Annotated in this window: 18 protein-coding genes; 14 read left to right on the forward strand and 4 right to left on the reverse strand. The window is 49.1% G+C overall.

Features of this window, described 5'->3' with window-relative positions; all coding sequences use genetic code 11:
- The first annotated feature begins 1 nt into the window (after position 1).
- The 3 genes from ACZ50P_RS04495 to ACZ50P_RS04505 all read left to right on the forward strand — a co-directional run bounded on the left by ACZ50P_RS04495 (position 2) and on the right by ACZ50P_RS04505 (position 1,651).
- Complete coding sequence (locus tag ACZ50P_RS04495) at positions 2-604, forward strand: HIT family protein (protein WP_464117946.1); 603 nt, start codon at positions 2-4, stop codon at positions 602-604.
- Entirely contained in the window at positions 597-1,352 is a 756-nt protein-coding gene (locus tag ACZ50P_RS04500) for a rhomboid family intramembrane serine protease (RefSeq protein WP_464133778.1), read from the forward strand. The genes ACZ50P_RS04495 and ACZ50P_RS04500 overlap by 8 nt, the downstream gene beginning before the upstream one ends.
- A 113-nt stretch (positions 1,353-1,465) precedes the next feature.
- Positions 1,466-1,651 (forward strand): hypothetical protein, encoded by a 186-nt coding sequence (locus tag ACZ50P_RS04505; RefSeq protein ID WP_464117944.1) that lies wholly within the window; start codon positions 1,466-1,468, stop codon positions 1,649-1,651.
- A 127-nt stretch (positions 1,652-1,778) separates the two neighbouring features.
- Here ACZ50P_RS04505 and ACZ50P_RS04510 read toward each other — a convergent pair whose 3' ends face one another.
- The gene (locus ACZ50P_RS04510) at positions 1,779-2,777 is read right to left on the reverse strand and encodes a L,D-transpeptidase family protein (RefSeq protein ID WP_464133779.1); all 999 of its coding nucleotides are present in this window, start codon (positions 2,775-2,777) and stop codon (positions 1,779-1,781) included.
- A gap of 161 nt (positions 2,778-2,938) precedes the next feature.
- Between ACZ50P_RS04510 and ACZ50P_RS04515 the strand changes: the two genes are divergently transcribed.
- From ACZ50P_RS04515 to ACZ50P_RS04525, 3 genes are all read left to right on the forward strand, one after another.
- Positions 2,939-3,448, forward strand: a complete 510-nt coding sequence (locus ACZ50P_RS04515; protein ID WP_464117942.1) for a flagellar basal body-associated FliL family protein — start codon at positions 2,939-2,941, stop codon at positions 3,446-3,448.
- Positions 3,449-3,555: 107 nt separating this feature from the next.
- Positions 3,556-4,962 (forward strand): M16 family metallopeptidase, encoded by a 1,407-nt coding sequence (locus ACZ50P_RS04520; protein WP_464133782.1) that lies wholly within the window; start codon positions 3,556-3,558, stop codon positions 4,960-4,962.
- Between the two features lie 2 nt (positions 4,963-4,964).
- On the forward strand, positions 4,965-6,380 hold the full coding sequence (locus ACZ50P_RS04525) for a M16 family metallopeptidase (protein ID WP_464133784.1): 1,416 nt from the start codon (positions 4,965-4,967) through the stop codon (positions 6,378-6,380).
- A 78-nt stretch (positions 6,381-6,458) separates the two neighbouring features.
- Here the strand turns inward: ACZ50P_RS04525 and ACZ50P_RS04530 are convergent, their stop codons facing one another.
- Positions 6,459-7,178 carry a hypothetical protein gene (locus tag ACZ50P_RS04530; protein ID WP_464117939.1) on the reverse strand — a complete coding sequence of 240 codons (720 nt, stop codon included), beginning with the start codon at positions 7,176-7,178 and terminating at the stop codon, positions 6,459-6,461.
- A gap of 138 nt (positions 7,179-7,316) precedes the next feature.
- On the opposite strand from ACZ50P_RS04530, the gene ACZ50P_RS04535 reads away from it, so the two are divergent.
- From ACZ50P_RS04535 to ACZ50P_RS04555, 5 genes are all read left to right on the forward strand, one after another.
- A complete protein-coding gene (locus tag ACZ50P_RS04535) occupies positions 7,317-8,222 on the forward strand; it encodes a LysR family transcriptional regulator (RefSeq protein ID WP_464117938.1) in 906 nt (301 codons plus the stop codon).
- A gap of 74 nt (positions 8,223-8,296) precedes the next feature.
- Complete coding sequence (locus ACZ50P_RS04540; protein ID WP_464133786.1) at positions 8,297-10,204, forward strand: methyl-accepting chemotaxis protein; 1,908 nt, start codon at positions 8,297-8,299, stop codon at positions 10,202-10,204.
- Positions 10,205-10,354: 150 nt separating this feature from the next.
- Entirely contained in the window at positions 10,355-10,747 is a 393-nt protein-coding gene (locus ACZ50P_RS04545) for a hypothetical protein (RefSeq protein ID WP_464117934.1), read from the forward strand.
- 59 nt (positions 10,748-10,806) lie between these two features.
- Entirely contained in the window at positions 10,807-12,162 is a 1,356-nt protein-coding gene (locus tag ACZ50P_RS04550; RefSeq protein WP_464133788.1) for a gluzincin family metallopeptidase, read from the forward strand.
- A complete protein-coding gene (locus ACZ50P_RS04555) occupies positions 12,159-12,527 on the forward strand; it encodes a hypothetical protein (protein ID WP_464133790.1) in 369 nt (122 codons plus the stop codon). The genes ACZ50P_RS04550 and ACZ50P_RS04555 overlap by 4 nt, the downstream gene beginning before the upstream one ends.
- Positions 12,528-12,532: 5 nt before the next feature.
- Here the strand turns inward: ACZ50P_RS04555 and ACZ50P_RS04560 are convergent, their stop codons facing one another.
- Positions 12,533-12,994, reverse strand: a complete 462-nt coding sequence (locus ACZ50P_RS04560; protein WP_464133793.1) for a hypothetical protein — start codon at positions 12,992-12,994, stop codon at positions 12,533-12,535.
- 80 nt (positions 12,995-13,074) lie between these two features.
- On the reverse strand, positions 13,075-13,341 hold the full coding sequence (locus ACZ50P_RS04565) for a hypothetical protein (protein WP_464133795.1): 267 nt from the start codon (positions 13,339-13,341) through the stop codon (positions 13,075-13,077).
- A gap of 172 nt (positions 13,342-13,513) precedes the next feature.
- Here ACZ50P_RS04565 and ACZ50P_RS04570 point away from each other — a divergent pair, with 172 nt between their 5' ends.
- The 3 genes from ACZ50P_RS04570 to ACZ50P_RS04580 all read left to right on the forward strand — a co-directional run bounded on the left by ACZ50P_RS04570 (position 13,514) and on the right by ACZ50P_RS04580 (position 15,405).
- The gene (locus ACZ50P_RS04570) at positions 13,514-13,945 is read left to right on the forward strand and encodes a hypothetical protein (RefSeq protein WP_464133797.1); all 432 of its coding nucleotides are present in this window, start codon (positions 13,514-13,516) and stop codon (positions 13,943-13,945) included.
- An 81-nt stretch (positions 13,946-14,026) separates the two neighbouring features.
- Entirely contained in the window at positions 14,027-15,016 is a 990-nt protein-coding gene (locus tag ACZ50P_RS04575; protein WP_464133799.1) for a hypothetical protein, read from the forward strand.
- Positions 15,013-15,405 (forward strand): hypothetical protein, encoded by a 393-nt coding sequence (locus ACZ50P_RS04580; RefSeq protein WP_464133801.1) that lies wholly within the window; start codon positions 15,013-15,015, stop codon positions 15,403-15,405. The genes ACZ50P_RS04575 and ACZ50P_RS04580 overlap by 4 nt, the downstream gene beginning before the upstream one ends.
- The last annotated feature ends 2 nt before the right edge of the window (positions 15,406-15,407 follow it).

Raw genomic sequence — 15,407 nt, forward strand, 5'->3', positions numbered from 1 at the left:
CATGGCAGCCAAAAAGGCTCGTAAAAAGACACCCTCCACCAAGAAAGCGCCGATCAAACGACCGGCAGCGACCCACGGGAAAATTCAGATCGGCAAAGATGTGTGGCCGATGGAGCGCGATGTTCTTTTTCGTCCTGACCGCATGAAGTATGTGCGTAAGCTGATCAAACCTGAAGGCTGCGTGTTCTGTCGGGCCTCGGAAGAAAAAGTCAGCTTTGACACTCTTTGTGCGTTTAAAAGCAAACATTCCATGGTGGTGCTGAACAAGTTCCCCTACAACAGTGGACACCTGCTCGTATTGCCAAAGCGCCACTGTGGCGATCTTTTAAAACTTTCTGATGAAGAATACATGGATCTGCAGAACACCATCCGTTTGGTGATGAAAGCTTTGAACGAGCTTTATCAGCCAGGTGGCATCAACGTGGGTTTGAATCATGGGGCGGTGGCCGGGGCGGGAATCCCGGAACATTTGCATTACCATGTCATTCCACGCTGGACCGGGGACCTTAACTTCTTCCCTTTAATTGCTGAGACCAAGGTCTTGGTTGAAAGTCTTGAGCAGACCTACGAGAAGGTTTGGAGTATTTTAAGAAAATATGAATAGAGGCGTGACTTTCCAAACAGCTCCACTGACACCGGCGGTGAAGTGGTTGCTGATCATCAATGTGGCTATCTGGTTTGTCTTCCAAGTGATCATGGAAGGTTTTCTGCGTGTTCCTTTCACGTCGATCTTCGGTTTGTTCCCGGGGAAGGTTCTGTTTGATTTCCAGATCTGGCAGTTGGGCACATACATGTTCCTGCACTCAATGCAGGTCACACATATCTTGTTTAACATGCTGATGTTATGGTTCTTCGGGGCCGAGCTGGAGCAGCGCTGGGGTTCGAAGTTCTTCCTGGTCTATTATTTCGTATCCGGCATTGGCGCGGCGATTTTATACTGCCTGGGGGTTTGGATCTATGCCTTGACCACGGGTTCTCAGACTGGATTGATTGTGCCGGTGGTGGGGGCTTCCGGGGCTGTGTTTGGTCTGTTGTTAGCTCAAGGGTTGATCTTTGGTGAGCGTATTGTTTACTTCTTTATGCTTTTCCCGATGAAGACCAAGTTCTTCGTGGCTTTAATGGGGTTGGTGCAGTTGGCCTCTCTGATGACCTCTAGCGTCAGTGGCGGGGAAGTGGCTTATTTGGCCCATCTGGGGGGCATTGTTTCGGGCTTTATCTGCCTGAAAACCAAGGGCTGGCTGGATCGCAATGACCTTCGGAAGAAGTCTAAAAACAAGGGGCGCAACCTGCGTCTGGTCGTTAATAACGAAAAGAACGATAAAAACGACCGTCCCCCCAAATATTGGAACTAACTTCAGAAGCCTTGTGAAAATCAAGGCTTCTGGTGTTTTATGTGGCATCCTCCGCTGGACGGGGCGGGGATTTTGCGCTATAAAAAAGGGCTCGATCGCAAAAGGGAGTTTTTATGTCTTTGGCTCAGGCTAATAAGAATTTGAAATATGATAAGCGTATGACTGAAAACAAAATCAACGCAGGTGAGTTGTCCAAAGAAGAATGGCAGAAGCACCTAGAGCAACTTCCTGATCTTTCTCACAACGTAGAAACGTTCACTATGGACGGTAAAAATACGAAGGATGAAGACTCTCACTAATTCCCGGTGATCTGATCCGCCCCAGCTGAAAACTTTTGGGGACTAAGAAGCACAACCATCAAAAGTGGTTGTGCTTTTTTTATGGCCAAAAGACCACGCCCGTGAAGGGGTGGGTCGGGCTGAAGAGTTACTGTGTTTTGTTTGAAGAGGCGGTCATGGAGTTTTCGCGAGCAATGGCTGCCGCGACTTCGTTTTGATTGAAGGGGGCCCACTCTTCACGGATGATTTTGAAAGAGTCACCGGATTTCAGCGCATAGATCGTTTTAACGCCGTAGTCGATGTGCTTGTCGGATTCATAACGTTGAAGCGTTTTAACCAACAGCTGATCGTTGTGCTGAACGATATAAGGTTGGGACAGGTGAACCTTGATGTATTCGTACTTGGATTTCAGGCTCTTCTTGTGATTCTTCCAGGAGTTATAATTAAAACCCGGAGCTTTAAAGCCCGCATCGTAGTAGGACATGTACTTTTCGATGTCCTGGGTTTCCCAAGCCTGTCTCCAGCTTTCAATGAAGTTGCTCAGGGCCAGGCGGCGCTTGTCGTGTTCGTCTTTGCTGACATAGTCCACATGATCAAAGATCAAAATTGGTGTTTCACCCAGCTTGATGTAGTCCGCCAGCTTTTTGATTACATCATTGCGAACCACAACACAGCCGCGGGAACCACGAGTCAAGGGAACTGAGTCCGGAATAGCATGCAGCCAGATACCAGAACCCGTTTTGTTTTCGCGTTTGTCGAAAAGATTAGGATAGTTCGTGGTAAAGGCCAGTGCCCCGTAAAGACTGAAAGGAATCTTGGGCTGACTTAGGCGTTCTTGCAGGAAGTAAATACCTTCTGGAGTTTTATGGTCATCTCGCTTGGTTTTGTTGCCACCCATTTTGCCGATGTCGGCTGGGTATTCGGTGATCTTTTGAATCAGTTCCCCATTGCGTTCAAAGACAGAAAGTTTGCGCTGTTCTTTATCGACCAGAAAAACATAGCGGGAAAAGGCTTCGGTTTCTGAAATCTGCAGCAAAGAAGCGGGCAGCAGCTCTTTCTCGTTTTGGGATTTGGGCGCGACAACAGGATCCGCCATGGTCGGCAGACTCAGGAAAAGTAAAGCACAGCCCGTGAGGAAACATCTCATATTCTTATTATGCCCGAAAAGGTCTTGTTCTTGTCAAGTGGCTGTCCTCAGGTGTCCAGAGGTTGGACATTTTTCGCGTAATTTAGTTGTAAATAATGAGGTCTAAGATCTTAAGACCTAAGCCTGTCTCACCGATAAAATCTATGACAAGAGGTTTATACATGGCTGAACAAAAAGAGCAATCGACCGCGAAACCGCGCAATATGGCAATGATCTTTCAAGTGGCCTTCGCGGTGCTGAATCTGGGTGTCATGGGGGGCGGGGCTTACATGGTTTATGCCTCGACTATTGGATGGGAAAGCCCCAAGGTGACAGAAGAAGAGGCCGAGCGGGAATTGGCCTCCACAGCCAGTGAAGCGGACACGGCGCCGTTGATCTATACCATGGATAAATTCACGGTGAATTTGGGTGGTGAGCCCAAACGCACCATCCGTCTTGAAATCAATCTGCAAATGCTGGGTAAAGAAGGTTTTGAAGAGGTCATGGAGCCTGAAAACCGCGCCAAAGCCCGCGATCGCATCGTCCGTCTGCTAAATGATAAACCCTTTGCAGACCTGGACAGTATTCAGGGAAAACTTTTCTTGAAGGACAAGATCGCCGGGGAAGTGAACGGCATCCTTCGTCGTGGCATTGTGAAGGATGTTTTCTTCTCTGACTTCGTTGTTCAATAGGATATCTGCCAAAAGTCTTAAAAGTCCTTAAGGTCATTGTCATCACAGCCCTGCGGTTTCAAACTAGGTGCAGAGTCGTTCTGTATTAACTAACGAAAGAAGCACCTATGAAACGGATTTCAACTTTGCTCTTGGGGCTGGGGCTTGCTGTCTCTGCCTACGCCGTCGAACCGTCACCTGCACCATCCCCGAAAGGGCAGGAGGTGATTGGCGCTATCAAAGGATGGACTGAAAACAGTCGCCCAGATCTGAAGCTGTCTCTTCCTGTCACAAAATTTGTTCTGGATAATGGATTGACCGTACTTCTGTTGGAAGATCATGCGGTGCCGATGATCAGTTATCATACCTGGTATCGCGTGGGTTCCCGGGATGAGTCCCCGGGTGTGACGGGGGCCGCTCATATGCTGGAGCATATGATGTTTAAGGGTGCTAAGAAATACGACGGCAAATCCTTCGATCGCATCTTCCACGAAAATGGCATCACCAATAATGCCTTCACAACGAATGATTACACAGGCTTCTATGAAAACTTGCCCAGCTCGAAGCTGGAACTGGTCATGGACATGGAGGTGGATCGCATGAGTTCACTTCTGATCAGTCCTGAGGATCTGAAAAGTGAAAAAGAAGTCGTCAAGGAAGAGCGTCGCTGGCGCGTGGATAACAATCCGATGGGATTGTTGCGTGAGCTGATGATGGGAACCTTGTTCAAAGTTCACCCGTACAAATGGCCAGTCATTGGGTATATGAAAGATATTGAAGCCTATGATTCGGATAAGCTTCGCTATTTCTATAATACCTTCTATGTGCCGAACAATGCCGTTCTGGTTGTTGTCGGGGACTTCAAGACATCAACAGTGAAAAGCCTGATTGAAAAGTATTATGGAAAACTGCCGTCCCGTCCTTTGCCGGAAAGAAAGTATGCGACAGAGCCTCTGCAGAAAGCGCAGCAGAATGCGACCTTGCGCAAAGATGTTCAGAATACCTCGTTCGTAGTGGCTTATCAGAGCCCGAAACAAGGCGACCCCGACATGTACGCTCTGGATCTGGCGGCCAATATTCTGGGTAACGGCAGCTCCAGCCGTTTGTACAAGCGCCTGGTGTATCAAAAACAGGTAGCAACCTCCGCTTATGCCTACAACTATTCCATGAAAGATCATGGGATGTTCGCAGTGGGAGTGAACATGAAGCCGGGGCTGGGGTCCGCTGAGGCTTTGGAGACTGTTTACAATGAGATCTGGAAGTTGCGTAATCAAAAGGTGACGCCTCAGGAACTTGAAAAAGCCAAAACTCAGGTCATGAAGGATCTGGTGGACAGTCTGAAAACGATGGATGGCAAGGCTCGTGCATTGGCAGTGAATGAAATCGTGAATGGCACCTATGAAAGCCTTTTCACCGACCTTGAAAAGTATCAGGCGGTCACTGCTGATGATATCAAACGTGTGGCCGACAAATTCACGCAGCAGACTCAGCGATCCATTATCACTCTTGAACCTAAAGTGAAAAAGGAACAATAGCCATGAGAATATTTACCGCAGCTTTGACACTTCCTCTTGTATGTTCTGCGCTGGTGGCTTGTTCCAGCTCGACCAAAAAAACAGTGAAGCCTCCGACAGAGGGGTATGTCACAAAGGGCAATGGGTCCTTCACTTTGCAGCCATATAAAGAAGTCACTTTGGAAAATGGTTTGAAAGTTTATTTCATTCATGATGCCAGTCTTCCGCGGGTCAGTCTGACTTTGATGATCAAGACTGGCAGCATGCAGGAAGGCTCCAAGGCCGGCCTGAATGCCTTGACGTCCTATCTTCTGGAGCAGGGCACTCAATCACGGGACGCTTTGAAACTGGCGGATGAGTTTGGGCAATTGGGTTCCAGCGTGGATATCAGCCCCAGTGCAGACGCCACAACGGTGTATGCTGATGCTTTGACAACCGGAGCCCAGACGTTACTGGATCTTTTCGCGGATGTGACAATGAACCCGGCCTTTAAAGATGCGGAAATCGCCCGCATTCGTTCCCAGATGCTGGCGGGTTTGCAAAAGAAGATCGACAATCCGTCCTCTTTTGCTGACGAAAAAATGGATCAGTTTATCTTTGGCAATCATCCTTATGGACGTGACACCAATGGCACTCCGGAGGGGTTGAAGTCCATCGGCAAGCAGGATGTGATCAAGCACTATCTGACATTCTTCCGTCCGAACAACTCGTTGCTGGCGGTGGTGGGAAGCTACGATGCAGCCTATGAAAACCGCGTAAAAGAGGTCTTTGGAAAATGGACAAAGCGCACCACTCCAGAGGTTCAGGTCGAGGCTCCTCCAGTCAGTGAGAGCCTTCAGGTGAAGCTGATAGTGAAAAAGGGGCTGCAGCAGACTCAAATTCGCATCGGACAGGTGGGAATCGATCGCGCAGATCCTGATTACTTGCGCCTGCGTCTGGCAAATGAAACCGTGGGTGGCAGTTTTGCCAGTCGTCTGAACCAGAAAGTACGTGATGATCTGGGACTGACATACTCCATCTATTCGTACTTCGATGTTCGTAAAGAACGTGGAAGCTATGACATCGTGACCTTTACGAAGAACGAAACTGCTGGAAAGACCTTGGAGGAGGCTTTGAAGGTACTGACAGATTTTGTCAATAACGGGGCGACCGAAGCTGAGGTCAGTGCGGGACGTAACCAGTTGATCGGTCAGTTCCCGAGAGCTATTGAGACTGCAGATCGCCTGGCTTACAATCTTCTGGCTTTGGATTTTTATGGTATCCCGGTCAATTATCTGACGGATTTCAACAAGAATGTCGGAGCCATCAAGCCGAAAGAGGCCAATGCGGCCTTCAGGAAAGTCGTAAACCCGGCTAAGTTCAAGGTTCTGGTTTACGGGGATGAAAAGATCATTCCTCAGTTTGAAAAGTACAAGCCGGTCATTGAGCGCCTGAAGTAAAAGATGACATAAAGACAAATAAAAACCCCACAACTTTGCAGGTTGTGGGGTTTTTGTTTTTAACTTTTGATCTGGATCTTATCTGCGTTTTTTGCGGGCCTTCAAGAAGATGAAGGCACCCAAAGCAGCTAACAGGATCGCTCCGGCCAGAAGCAGGGTCTTATTGTTGCCTTTGCCACCTTCTTCTTCACCTTGCAGCATATCCGCAGGCATGGCGGAACTGATCGGGGCTCCCAACGTTTCCGAGCCAGGGCGGATTGGGCCCAGTTCCGGTTTAGCCAGAAGGTTCTTAGAGGCGATCACGCGTAAGCTCATCACCGCCTTGAAGAAATCCTGGCTGTATTTGGTGTAGTACTGCTTGTGGGCGCTGAAGGTGATCAGGATGGCAATTTTGTCTTTAATGGTCGCCAAATAGCGAGTGAAATAGTTGGGAACTTCAGAGCCCAGGTGCAGTGAATCCACCCATGTCTGGTCGTTGATCTGCACACTTTTGGATTTATAGACGATTTTGGATTCGGCAGAGCCGCCGCCCTTCAAGGCCACAGAAATAGGTGTGTTCAGGTGCGATTCATAAAGAGCAAAGGTGTCCGTCGGACCGACTTCTTTGGCGGTCAGAATGATGATGGCTTCTTTGGCTTCCTTGGTTTGTTCACTTCGGCAGACCCATTCGGTTTGCTCCAGATTGCACTTCCAGGACTCTGGCATTTCAAATGCGATGTAAGCGTTACGAAAGACTTTTGCATGGGCGCTAAAACTGAGTAGAATAACGGCGAGTGATGCTAACAAACGATACTTCATGCAGACCTCGGCTGTGCTGTACTGGTTTACAATCCGGCGGTGCCGGATGGGTTTACACTTCGGGTTCACCGAAGTAGGCTGCAGTAAGTATAATAACAATTTCCTCTGGGATCAAAGAGCAAAAAAGGGAGATTTCCTGTGAAGAACCTTTATCAGCTGACCACATTCGTGACCGTCATCAGCGAGGGCAGCATGACTGCGGCAGCGGACAAGCTCTATCTGACCCAGCCCGCAGTCTCTCAGCAGATTCGTAATCTGGAGGAAGATCTAGGGGTTGAGCTGCTGGTTAGGGGGGTGCGTTCCATTAAGGCCACTCCTCAAGGGGAGGTTCTTTACGAGTATGCCAAAAAGATTATACATCTGACCCAGCAGGCGGAAATAGCCATCAAATCCATCGGGAATCAGATGAAGGGGCAGTTGCGAATTGGGACACTGAACTCCTTGGGATTGCACGTGATGAGTCCCATTGTGGGGCGTCTGATGCGGCATAATCCGGAACTGACCCTGAAGATCGAGTACGATCGTGGTGATGAGCTGATCAAGGGCTATAAAAAAGGTCACTACGATGTGTTGATTCTGCCTGACACCAAGACAGAGTTCGACTCTGAACTTGACGGCAGCGAACAACGCTTTTTGTTGAAAGAGGAAATGTGGCTGGTGGGCTCCAGCAAAGACGAAAAGATGCCTCAGCAGATTATGGTGAAGGATATGGGAGCCTTCCCTTTGGTGGACTTCACCGAAGAGTTCCCGGCTTTTTACAGTGAACTGCACGGCAAGATTCAGTCACAAGGAGCGAAGGTCAGCGCAATTTTTGAGTCTTCCAATGTGGGGACATTAAAACGTGTGATCGAAGCCGGGTTGGGTTGGGGATTCCTGCCCGCGCACTCGATTAAAAAGCAAGTGCGTTCAGGTCGTTTGAATCGGGTGTACGTAAAAGACATGCACTACGAAATTGATCTGATGTTCTATTATAAAAAGAATTCAGAAAGCAAGGCCTTGGTCGAGGTCTTCTATCAAACTCTGGCTCAACAGGAAAAAGGTTAGACTTTTGTAGTATTCATTTATGAACAAGTTTTTCCGAAAGAATTATTCAGATTCTATTTCGGGAGAAGTCTTAAATGAAGAAACAGTATTCTATTCAGGTCAAGTTGGCAGTCCCTATTATTTTGATTGCATTGCTTGTATTGGGAACGATGACCTTTTTGATGGCACGCAACGGCCACGAAACAGCCAAAAAGGGAGCGACCGATAAAACCGTCGCCACGGCAAGAGCCTACGCGGCAGAAATGCGCCTGGAAGTTGAGCGCGGGTTGGATATCGCCCGAAGCATGGCTCATGTTTTAGAATCATTTAAGAAGCGCAACACCACGGGCCGTTCTCAAGTGGCCGAGGCTTTGCGTGAAATTCTGGAAAAGAACAAGTTTCTGATTGGTGCCTGGACAGGTTGGGAGCCTAATGCCTGGGATGGCAAGGACGCTGACTATGTTTCAGTTCAGGGGCACGATACGACAGGTCGCTTTGTTCCATATTTGAACTGGGAAGGCGGCAAGTCTTCTTTGACTCCATTGATCGGTTACAGCAAGCCGGGTGAAGGAGACTACTATCTGGTGCCTCAAGCCCGTGGTAAAGAAACCATGATCGAGCCTTATCTCTATCCGATTGACGGTGTACAGGTGTTGATGACCTCGGCGGTTGTACCTATCTTTATTGATGGCAAGTTCGTTGGAAACTCCGGTGTGGATCTGCCTTTGAAAGAGATTCAAGCCAAAGCCAACGGTGTAAAGCCATTTGAAACTTCCGAAGCATATCTTGTGACGGCTCGTGGTAACTACGTTTCACATCCCGATGAAAAGATGATTACCAAACCAGCTGAATATCCGTTTGAAGCTGAAAAATTCAAAGCGGCGATCAGCAAGGGTGAAGAGCTGACGATCACAGGTGTGGATCCGAAGGATCAAAAGGAATACCTGTATGTGGTCTCTCCGATGAATTTGGGTCACACACAAGAGCCATGGGCTTTGATCGTCAGAACTCCAACCAGCACGGTGTTGGCTGAAGCTAACACGATGGTTTGGACTCAGATTATTATCGCTCTTTCCGGCATCTTCGTGTTGCTGGTGGCGGTGATGGCAATTGCCCGAATGATCTCCAAATCTGTCAGTGGCCTGGCCAACAAGCTGCAAAGTTCTGGTGACCTGGTGTCTTCTGCAATTCACCAGTTGTCCATTGCGGGGCAGTCCTTGTCGGAATCCTCCAGTTCTTCTGCGGCTTCTTTGGAAGAAACTGTGGCGGCTTTGGAAGAAATGACTTCCATGGTAAAAATGAATTCTGACAACGCGAAACAGGCGGCGGCTTTGTCGGCGCAGTCCTCTGAAACAGCCGTTCAGGGTGAAAAAGAGATGGGCGAGTTGTTGGCTTCCATGAATGAGATTTCCTCTTCATCCAAACAGATCGAAGAGATCATCAATGTGATTGATGATATTGCCTTCCAGACAAATCTTCTGGCCTTGAATGCATCCGTGGAAGCGGCTCGTGCCGGGGAACACGGTAAAGGCTTTGCGGTTGTGGCCGAAGCCGTGCGCACATTGGCTCAGCGTTCTGCCAGTGCAGCCAAAGACATCACAGGTCTGATCAAAGAATCTGTAGAGAAAATTGATCGCGGAACGCACAAGGCAGACAAATCCGGCGAAATGCTGAAAAACATTGTGACTTCGGTTAAGAAAGTGGCGGATCTCAACAACGAAATTTCCATGGCCAGCGAAGAACAGTCCACGGGCATTCAACAGATCTCCAAGGCAATGAATCAGCTGGATCAGTCAGTTCAGTCTAATGCCGCGTCTTCTGAGGAAATCGCCGGTACAGCGCAAGAGATCAACTCTCAGGCGGCGATCATGAAGAATGTGGTGGATGAACTGAACACAGTTGTTTATGGGGACGGCAAGCAGCCGGCTCCAGCGACAACTTTGACGGCGAAGGCACCACCAGAGCATCCGGAAATGGACGAAGAGGGCTGGAAAGCGGCCTAAGTCAGCGCCTCCACCAGGAGGTTGTATTTTCATGACTCACAGAATTAAGCATGACCTTGGTCATGCTTAATTTTTTTGTGAAGGGGATAGAGTGCAATCAACCCCAAGCAAGGGTCCCTGTCGATGGACGACAGAGTTCAAGGAGTCACTATGAAAATCGTTTCTTTGATTATGGCAGCGTTGGTCAGTTTAGGTTCAGTGGCTTTGGCATCCCAAGAACAAGGTGTGGCCAAAGATGTCCAAATTGGTATCAGTGGAGTTTATGTTCCAGGCGGTTTTGATTCTGCCTCTGACGTTTACGTTGTTGTGAACGGGATCTTCCAGAATGGTTGTTACAAGTGGAAGAATGCTGAGATCGAGCACAAGGACACTTATTATCACAATATCAAGTCCATCGCGACCGTCAGCCCGGGCATGTGTCTGATGGTACTAATTCCCTTCCAGAAAGAAGTTCGTCTGGGCCGTTTTGCGCCGGGAAAACACACTTTGCACTTTGAAAATGGGGATGGCACTTACATCGAAAAATCTGTGATGATCGAGTAAGAAATTGCACCCAAAAGAGGGCTTCAACGAGCCCTCTTTGTTTTTGAAGGGATGCTGTCATGAATAAGATCCTGCCTCTGTTTTTTCTCGTGTTCGCTTCCTGCACGAAATCATCTTTTCAAGTGTATGACTGGAAAGCCGGAGACGAGAACCCCATCACCCAAGAACTTGCGGTCTATGACTTCGCCGCTGCCCCTAAAAATCTGTCCCAGGGCGAGTGGGTTCGACTTCAGCCTCAGACCTATCGCGGTTTTGTGGTTGAATCCTCTTATCGAAAAGAAATTCATTCTGAAAAGGGCGCGCTCAAGCAACTAAGAGCTGGCGTGGTGAAACCCGAAATTGCCTTGGCCCATCTGGATACGAATGCGGTCAACCAGGATGCGCAGAGGATTCGTCAAAAGCTGCAATCGGCCTTTCCTGTTTTTCGCAAAAGACCTCCACAAAGTGTGACTCCGGTGATCACTCAGCGCGAGGGCTTTTACGAGATCGTCTGGCAGGTTGATTATGCCGATGAAAAAGGTCGTATGTGGACTCTGAAGCTGAATAAAAATCTGGAGGTTCGCTCTCTTCGCCCCGCTGGTTCGCAGTTTATCGATACCAGTGCCTGGGTGTTTCCTCGCGGGCCTTTGTGGGGTGGTGTTCAGGAGGTTCCCTTGAAGGGGCTCTATTTGGAGCCAGCGTTGGCCAATCATTGGGTTTATGTCAGTTCCCAGGCTGAAAATAAAATTAGTAAAATTGCGGGGCCTTTGAAGTTTTCGATGGAGGATCATCGCTTTGATCAGACGCAGGCATTTGTCTACTTAAACGAATCCTTTAGTTGGTTCCAAAGTCGTCTGGGCTTCACCTTGCCTTTTCAAGTGCAGGCGGAAGTGTTTGTCGGTTATCCGGAAAAGACCAATTCAGCTTTTTATTATCAGGGAAAAATCCGTTTGGGGCAGGGGGATGATGAGTACTATCAACACATTCCCCGGGATCCGTCCATTGTCATTCATGAAAGTGCTCATGCAGTGATTGATGTGCTGGCCAAGCTTCCTTTTGAAGGAGAGGGCGGATCTTTGAATGAGGGCTTTGCCGACTATTTCACAGCCATGCAGTTGGGCAGTCCGCGGATGGGAGAAGTCTCTTATAAGAAAGCACCTTTTCGCAGAACTGTTTTGAACAGCCTGTCCTTGGGGGATCGCAACGGGGGGCTGTATCATGATTCTGGAATTGTCAGCGGAACCTTGTGGGAGTTGTCTGAACAGTTGGGTGCAAGCAAGGGCCTGGAAATCGCCATGAGCGTTCTGAATCGACTGGTTCCAGGCAGCGATTTTGCCGACTTTGGAAAAACTTTGAAGGATGTGTGTCTGGAAAAATTGTCAGCTCAGGATGCCGGAGCGGCCTTGGCGATACTTTCCAAGCGGGGGTTGTTATGAGTTTGCTGGGGATCTGGATTTTTGTGGGTCTGTGGTATCAGGATCGCGAGCTGCCACCGCCGAACCCGGCACTGCACATCGTTTATCAGTTTGGCTCTGAAAGCGAAAACATCCTGCGCTATTGGCGAGACGGAGAACATGGCTTCTGTGAAAGACGGGCTCGTTACAGCTGGCGGGGCGAAGAACTCTATCAAAAGGTTGTCGAAGTTCATCCTGACAATGCGTCCTGGTGTTCCCAGGATCCTGACATGCGCCTGGGCTTTGAGAGCTGGACGACTCTTCGTCTGAAAGACCAGCGTCTTTATTTGAAAGTTCTTATGGGCGAAGAGGATCTGGAGTTTATCTGGGAAAAACAGACCGATTGAGCTCTTTACTTAAAACGTTGGGCGCAAGCTTGTTTCAAAAGATACGCCTCGCGCCAGGTGTCGGCGCTTCGCAGGGCTCCCTTTAAGTACCAGTAGATGCGCACTTGTTCCATGTACTTTAGATCGCAGAATCCGGTGTCCACGTAACAGCTGACGTGGCTGTCCATGGCCATGGTGTGCAGGTCTTTGCAGCTTGTGCCTTCGGCCACTTCCTGAATACGTTCCTGCAGGCAATATCGAACATCCTGAAGCCAGATCTGCGACTGTGGTGAAAACCGGGCCTCATCTTTCAGGAATTTTTGACAATAGGGATATCCGAAATTTTGCCAATAACCTCTTTTGCCGCAGGCTTGTTCGCGCTCTTTACAGGCGTAGAAGTCGCAGGATTGGTCGCTGGGAAGGCAGGATGAGGCCGTCGCTGCAAAAGACGCCAAAACAGTAATAAAAGCGAGAAATAAACGAGACATAGAAAACGAAGCTAAAATCAGAAGGGGCCGGTGTCCAGCCCCTTCCTGCCCAACGGGCAAAACTTGCAGGGGTGTCTAAATCAGTGACGCTCGCTTGGATCATTTGGCTTAGGCACTTTGCTGCAGATATAGCCACAATGCTCAAAGCAGAGGGACGAATTGCTCCAGCAGTATTTCTTGGCAACCAAGTATCCCTTGGGGCACGAGGGACGTTCGAAGTCGGCTGTCCAGATAGGCTCCACAGCCGCCATCTCTGGGATATCCTGCGCTGAGCTATAGGTTTCTATCGCGCCTGCCGTGCCGGCAAATGCAAACGAAGTAAGAATCAGTAAAAACATTTTTTTCATGGGTGTCTCCTTGGTGATTTTGTGAAAGAGTATCGGGGGTTACAGATTCCAATCCATCGCTTTTGTGGTTGGGTGCGGGATTACAAACAAAGCGTTGCAGGGGCATTACACCATTCCAGAAATAGCGGGTAATTTTTCAAACGCGAACGCAATCTGACAAACAGGAGATTTTATGAAGAAGGTTTTTTTATTCTTAGTGAGCTTCTTGGGCTCGGCGCAAGTTTTTGCAGCAGCTGATTCAGTCGCAGTCTTTCATCGCGCGGAAAAAGTGGGTGTTCTGTTGAATGAACGAGCCGCAGTGGGGCGTATTCAGCAATTCATGGACGCCGTCGGTGCCGACAGTCGTTTCCGTTGGTTGTCGGTGGATGAAAGTGTGAAAATTGAATGTGCCCGTGAAGATGTCAGAGCGACTTGCACCATTCGCTTCCTGCCGTCTGAAAGTGTGACGATTCAGGGGCGCAGTGTGAAGGCATTTGTGGCAACTCAAGACTTTCCCCAGTCTTTTGAAATGACCTTTGAAAGCTCCATGGAGGATCGCTTTATCCTGCAGATGGGGCCGCAAGGGCTGTGGCTCTGGGCAGGGAAACGCGGCGAAGCTCCTTAGGGCGCGCGGCTTAGGTCTGAATATAAAGAAGGACCGGCGATGGGTCTGGGCAAAAACAAAAGGCCATTGGATAATGATTCCATGGCCTTTTTAATTGCCCTTCTCTTATCGTGGAACGTCAGTGCCGGAGAGCCCGATAATTTTTCTGCGCGCCGGGATTCCAAAGCCGTGGTCGCTAATGCGGAAATCAATAAAGCCATCAATGGCGTTCTGGACATGAATCTGCAGGAGTTCCCCGCAAAGTTCGGGTGTGATCGAAAGAAGTTTTTGGACTTTGTGCAGGACGATCTGGATCGCAATTTGCCGCAAGTGTATAAGGCCGTCTATGTGAATGCGCCTGTTGCGGGGCCTCGCTTCGCCCGCGAAGTGCCTTATCGGGCCGGCCGCCCTTACACCGATCTTTATTTTTCCCAATCCTATAAGGTGAACATCCAAGGTCAGACATTCTATATCGGTCTGGATAAGATCGATCACTTTTTCGCGCATGGGGCGACTTATTGGGACATGGTCGGGCAGGATCCGGCTCTTCCCAAGGACAAGGTCAAAAAAGCCCTGGAGGTCGGAGTTCTGCAGGAACAGGCCACATGGGGATTGCAGCGTCCGGGCGTGAAGTCCTATGCGGATCTGTCAGCCAACTATCAGGGGCTTTATTTCTGGCGGGATCTTTTTGATGGCAAGCCCGCCATTGCCCTTTGTCAGAACGGTCGTTTTGTAAAGAACCGGGAATTTAAAATCGAAGATTACTTCGTGCCATCGATGGATGAAACCATCAATTGCAACAGCTACGCCGATCAGGAGATGTATCAGGCGATAGCCACGGTCACTAAGAAGTGGGGACAGAAGTGCCCGGCGGTGGAAGGTCTTTGCGAGGAAATGAAATCCAAAAATGGCGAATTCGCCTCTTTGCTGTTGCATCCGCGCTGTCTGGGCACAGGGACATCTCAAGTGGAAAAGGCCTCGGCCATGACCACGAAGGATGTTCTCGACACCGCTCAGGCCGTGATGGGCGGAGGCGCCAACTATCTGCTCTTTAAGTTGTTCGGCGAAAAGAAAGGGCAGGGTGTGCGATGAGGATTCTTCCGATATGCGCTGCCATCGCTGCCAGTTTTTTCGTGCTCTCAGCGCAAGGCTCTCTGGATGACGCCAACAAAGTCTGGAAGGATTTCCGGGCTTGCGCCAAACGAACACCGCAGGATGTATTTGTGTCCTGCGCTCGGGGATATTTAGCTTCCACGCTGGTGATGCCCGAGCAAAACAAAATGATACAGTTTTTGGATATCGGTTATGAGTTCACAGGATTGCAGGACTGCACCGAAAAAAACAAAATCCAGCCGACTCAAAAGCGATCTGAGTTTTACTGCATGGAACTGAAAGGCAAAACGAAGAATGGGGAAGGTTATGTGGCCTTCGTCAAAGAATCCGAAGGCCTGAAAATTAAAACAATCAAATTCAAATACTAGGG

Source organism: Bdellovibrio sp. CKG001 (genome assembly GCF_055397465.1).

Excerpts from the sequence above, each read along its gene's own strand:
- ACZ50P_RS04560 (WP_464133793.1), bottom strand. The coding sequence starts at position 12,994 with ATGTCTCGTTTATTTCTCGCTTTTATTACTGTTTTGGCGTCTTTTGCA.
- ACZ50P_RS04505 (WP_464117944.1), top strand. The coding sequence starts at position 1,466 with ATGTCTTTGGCTCAGGCTAATAAGAATTTGAAATATGATAAGCGTATG.
- ACZ50P_RS04515 (WP_464117942.1), top strand. The coding sequence starts at position 2,939 with ATGGCTGAACAAAAAGAGCAATCGACCGCGAAACCGCGCAATATGGCA.
- ACZ50P_RS04520 (WP_464133782.1), top strand. The coding sequence starts at position 3,556 with ATGAAACGGATTTCAACTTTGCTCTTGGGGCTGGGGCTTGCTGTCTCT.
- ACZ50P_RS04550 (WP_464133788.1), top strand. The coding sequence starts at position 10,807 with ATGAATAAGATCCTGCCTCTGTTTTTTCTCGTGTTCGCTTCCTGCACG.
- ACZ50P_RS04565 (WP_464133795.1), bottom strand. The coding sequence starts at position 13,341 with ATGAAAAAAATGTTTTTACTGATTCTTACTTCGTTTGCATTTGCCGGC.
- ACZ50P_RS04555 (WP_464133790.1), top strand. The coding sequence starts at position 12,159 with ATGAGTTTGCTGGGGATCTGGATTTTTGTGGGTCTGTGGTATCAGGAT.
- ACZ50P_RS04525 (WP_464133784.1), top strand. The coding sequence starts at position 4,965 with ATGAGAATATTTACCGCAGCTTTGACACTTCCTCTTGTATGTTCTGCG.
- ACZ50P_RS04495 (WP_464117946.1), top strand. The coding sequence starts at position 2 with ATGGCAGCCAAAAAGGCTCGTAAAAAGACACCCTCCACCAAGAAAGCG.
- ACZ50P_RS04540 (WP_464133786.1), top strand. The coding sequence starts at position 8,297 with ATGAAGAAACAGTATTCTATTCAGGTCAAGTTGGCAGTCCCTATTATT.
- ACZ50P_RS04500 (WP_464133778.1), top strand. The coding sequence starts at position 597 with ATGAATAGAGGCGTGACTTTCCAAACAGCTCCACTGACACCGGCGGTG.
- ACZ50P_RS04545 (WP_464117934.1), top strand. The coding sequence starts at position 10,355 with ATGAAAATCGTTTCTTTGATTATGGCAGCGTTGGTCAGTTTAGGTTCA.
- ACZ50P_RS04570 (WP_464133797.1), top strand. The coding sequence starts at position 13,514 with ATGAAGAAGGTTTTTTTATTCTTAGTGAGCTTCTTGGGCTCGGCGCAA.
- ACZ50P_RS04510 (WP_464133779.1), bottom strand. The coding sequence starts at position 2,777 with ATGAGATGTTTCCTCACGGGCTGTGCTTTACTTTTCCTGAGTCTGCCG.
- ACZ50P_RS04580 (WP_464133801.1), top strand. The coding sequence starts at position 15,013 with ATGAGGATTCTTCCGATATGCGCTGCCATCGCTGCCAGTTTTTTCGTG.
- ACZ50P_RS04530 (WP_464117939.1), bottom strand. The coding sequence starts at position 7,178 with ATGAAGTATCGTTTGTTAGCATCACTCGCCGTTATTCTACTCAGTTTT.
- ACZ50P_RS04575 (WP_464133799.1), top strand. The coding sequence starts at position 14,027 with ATGGCCTTTTTAATTGCCCTTCTCTTATCGTGGAACGTCAGTGCCGGA.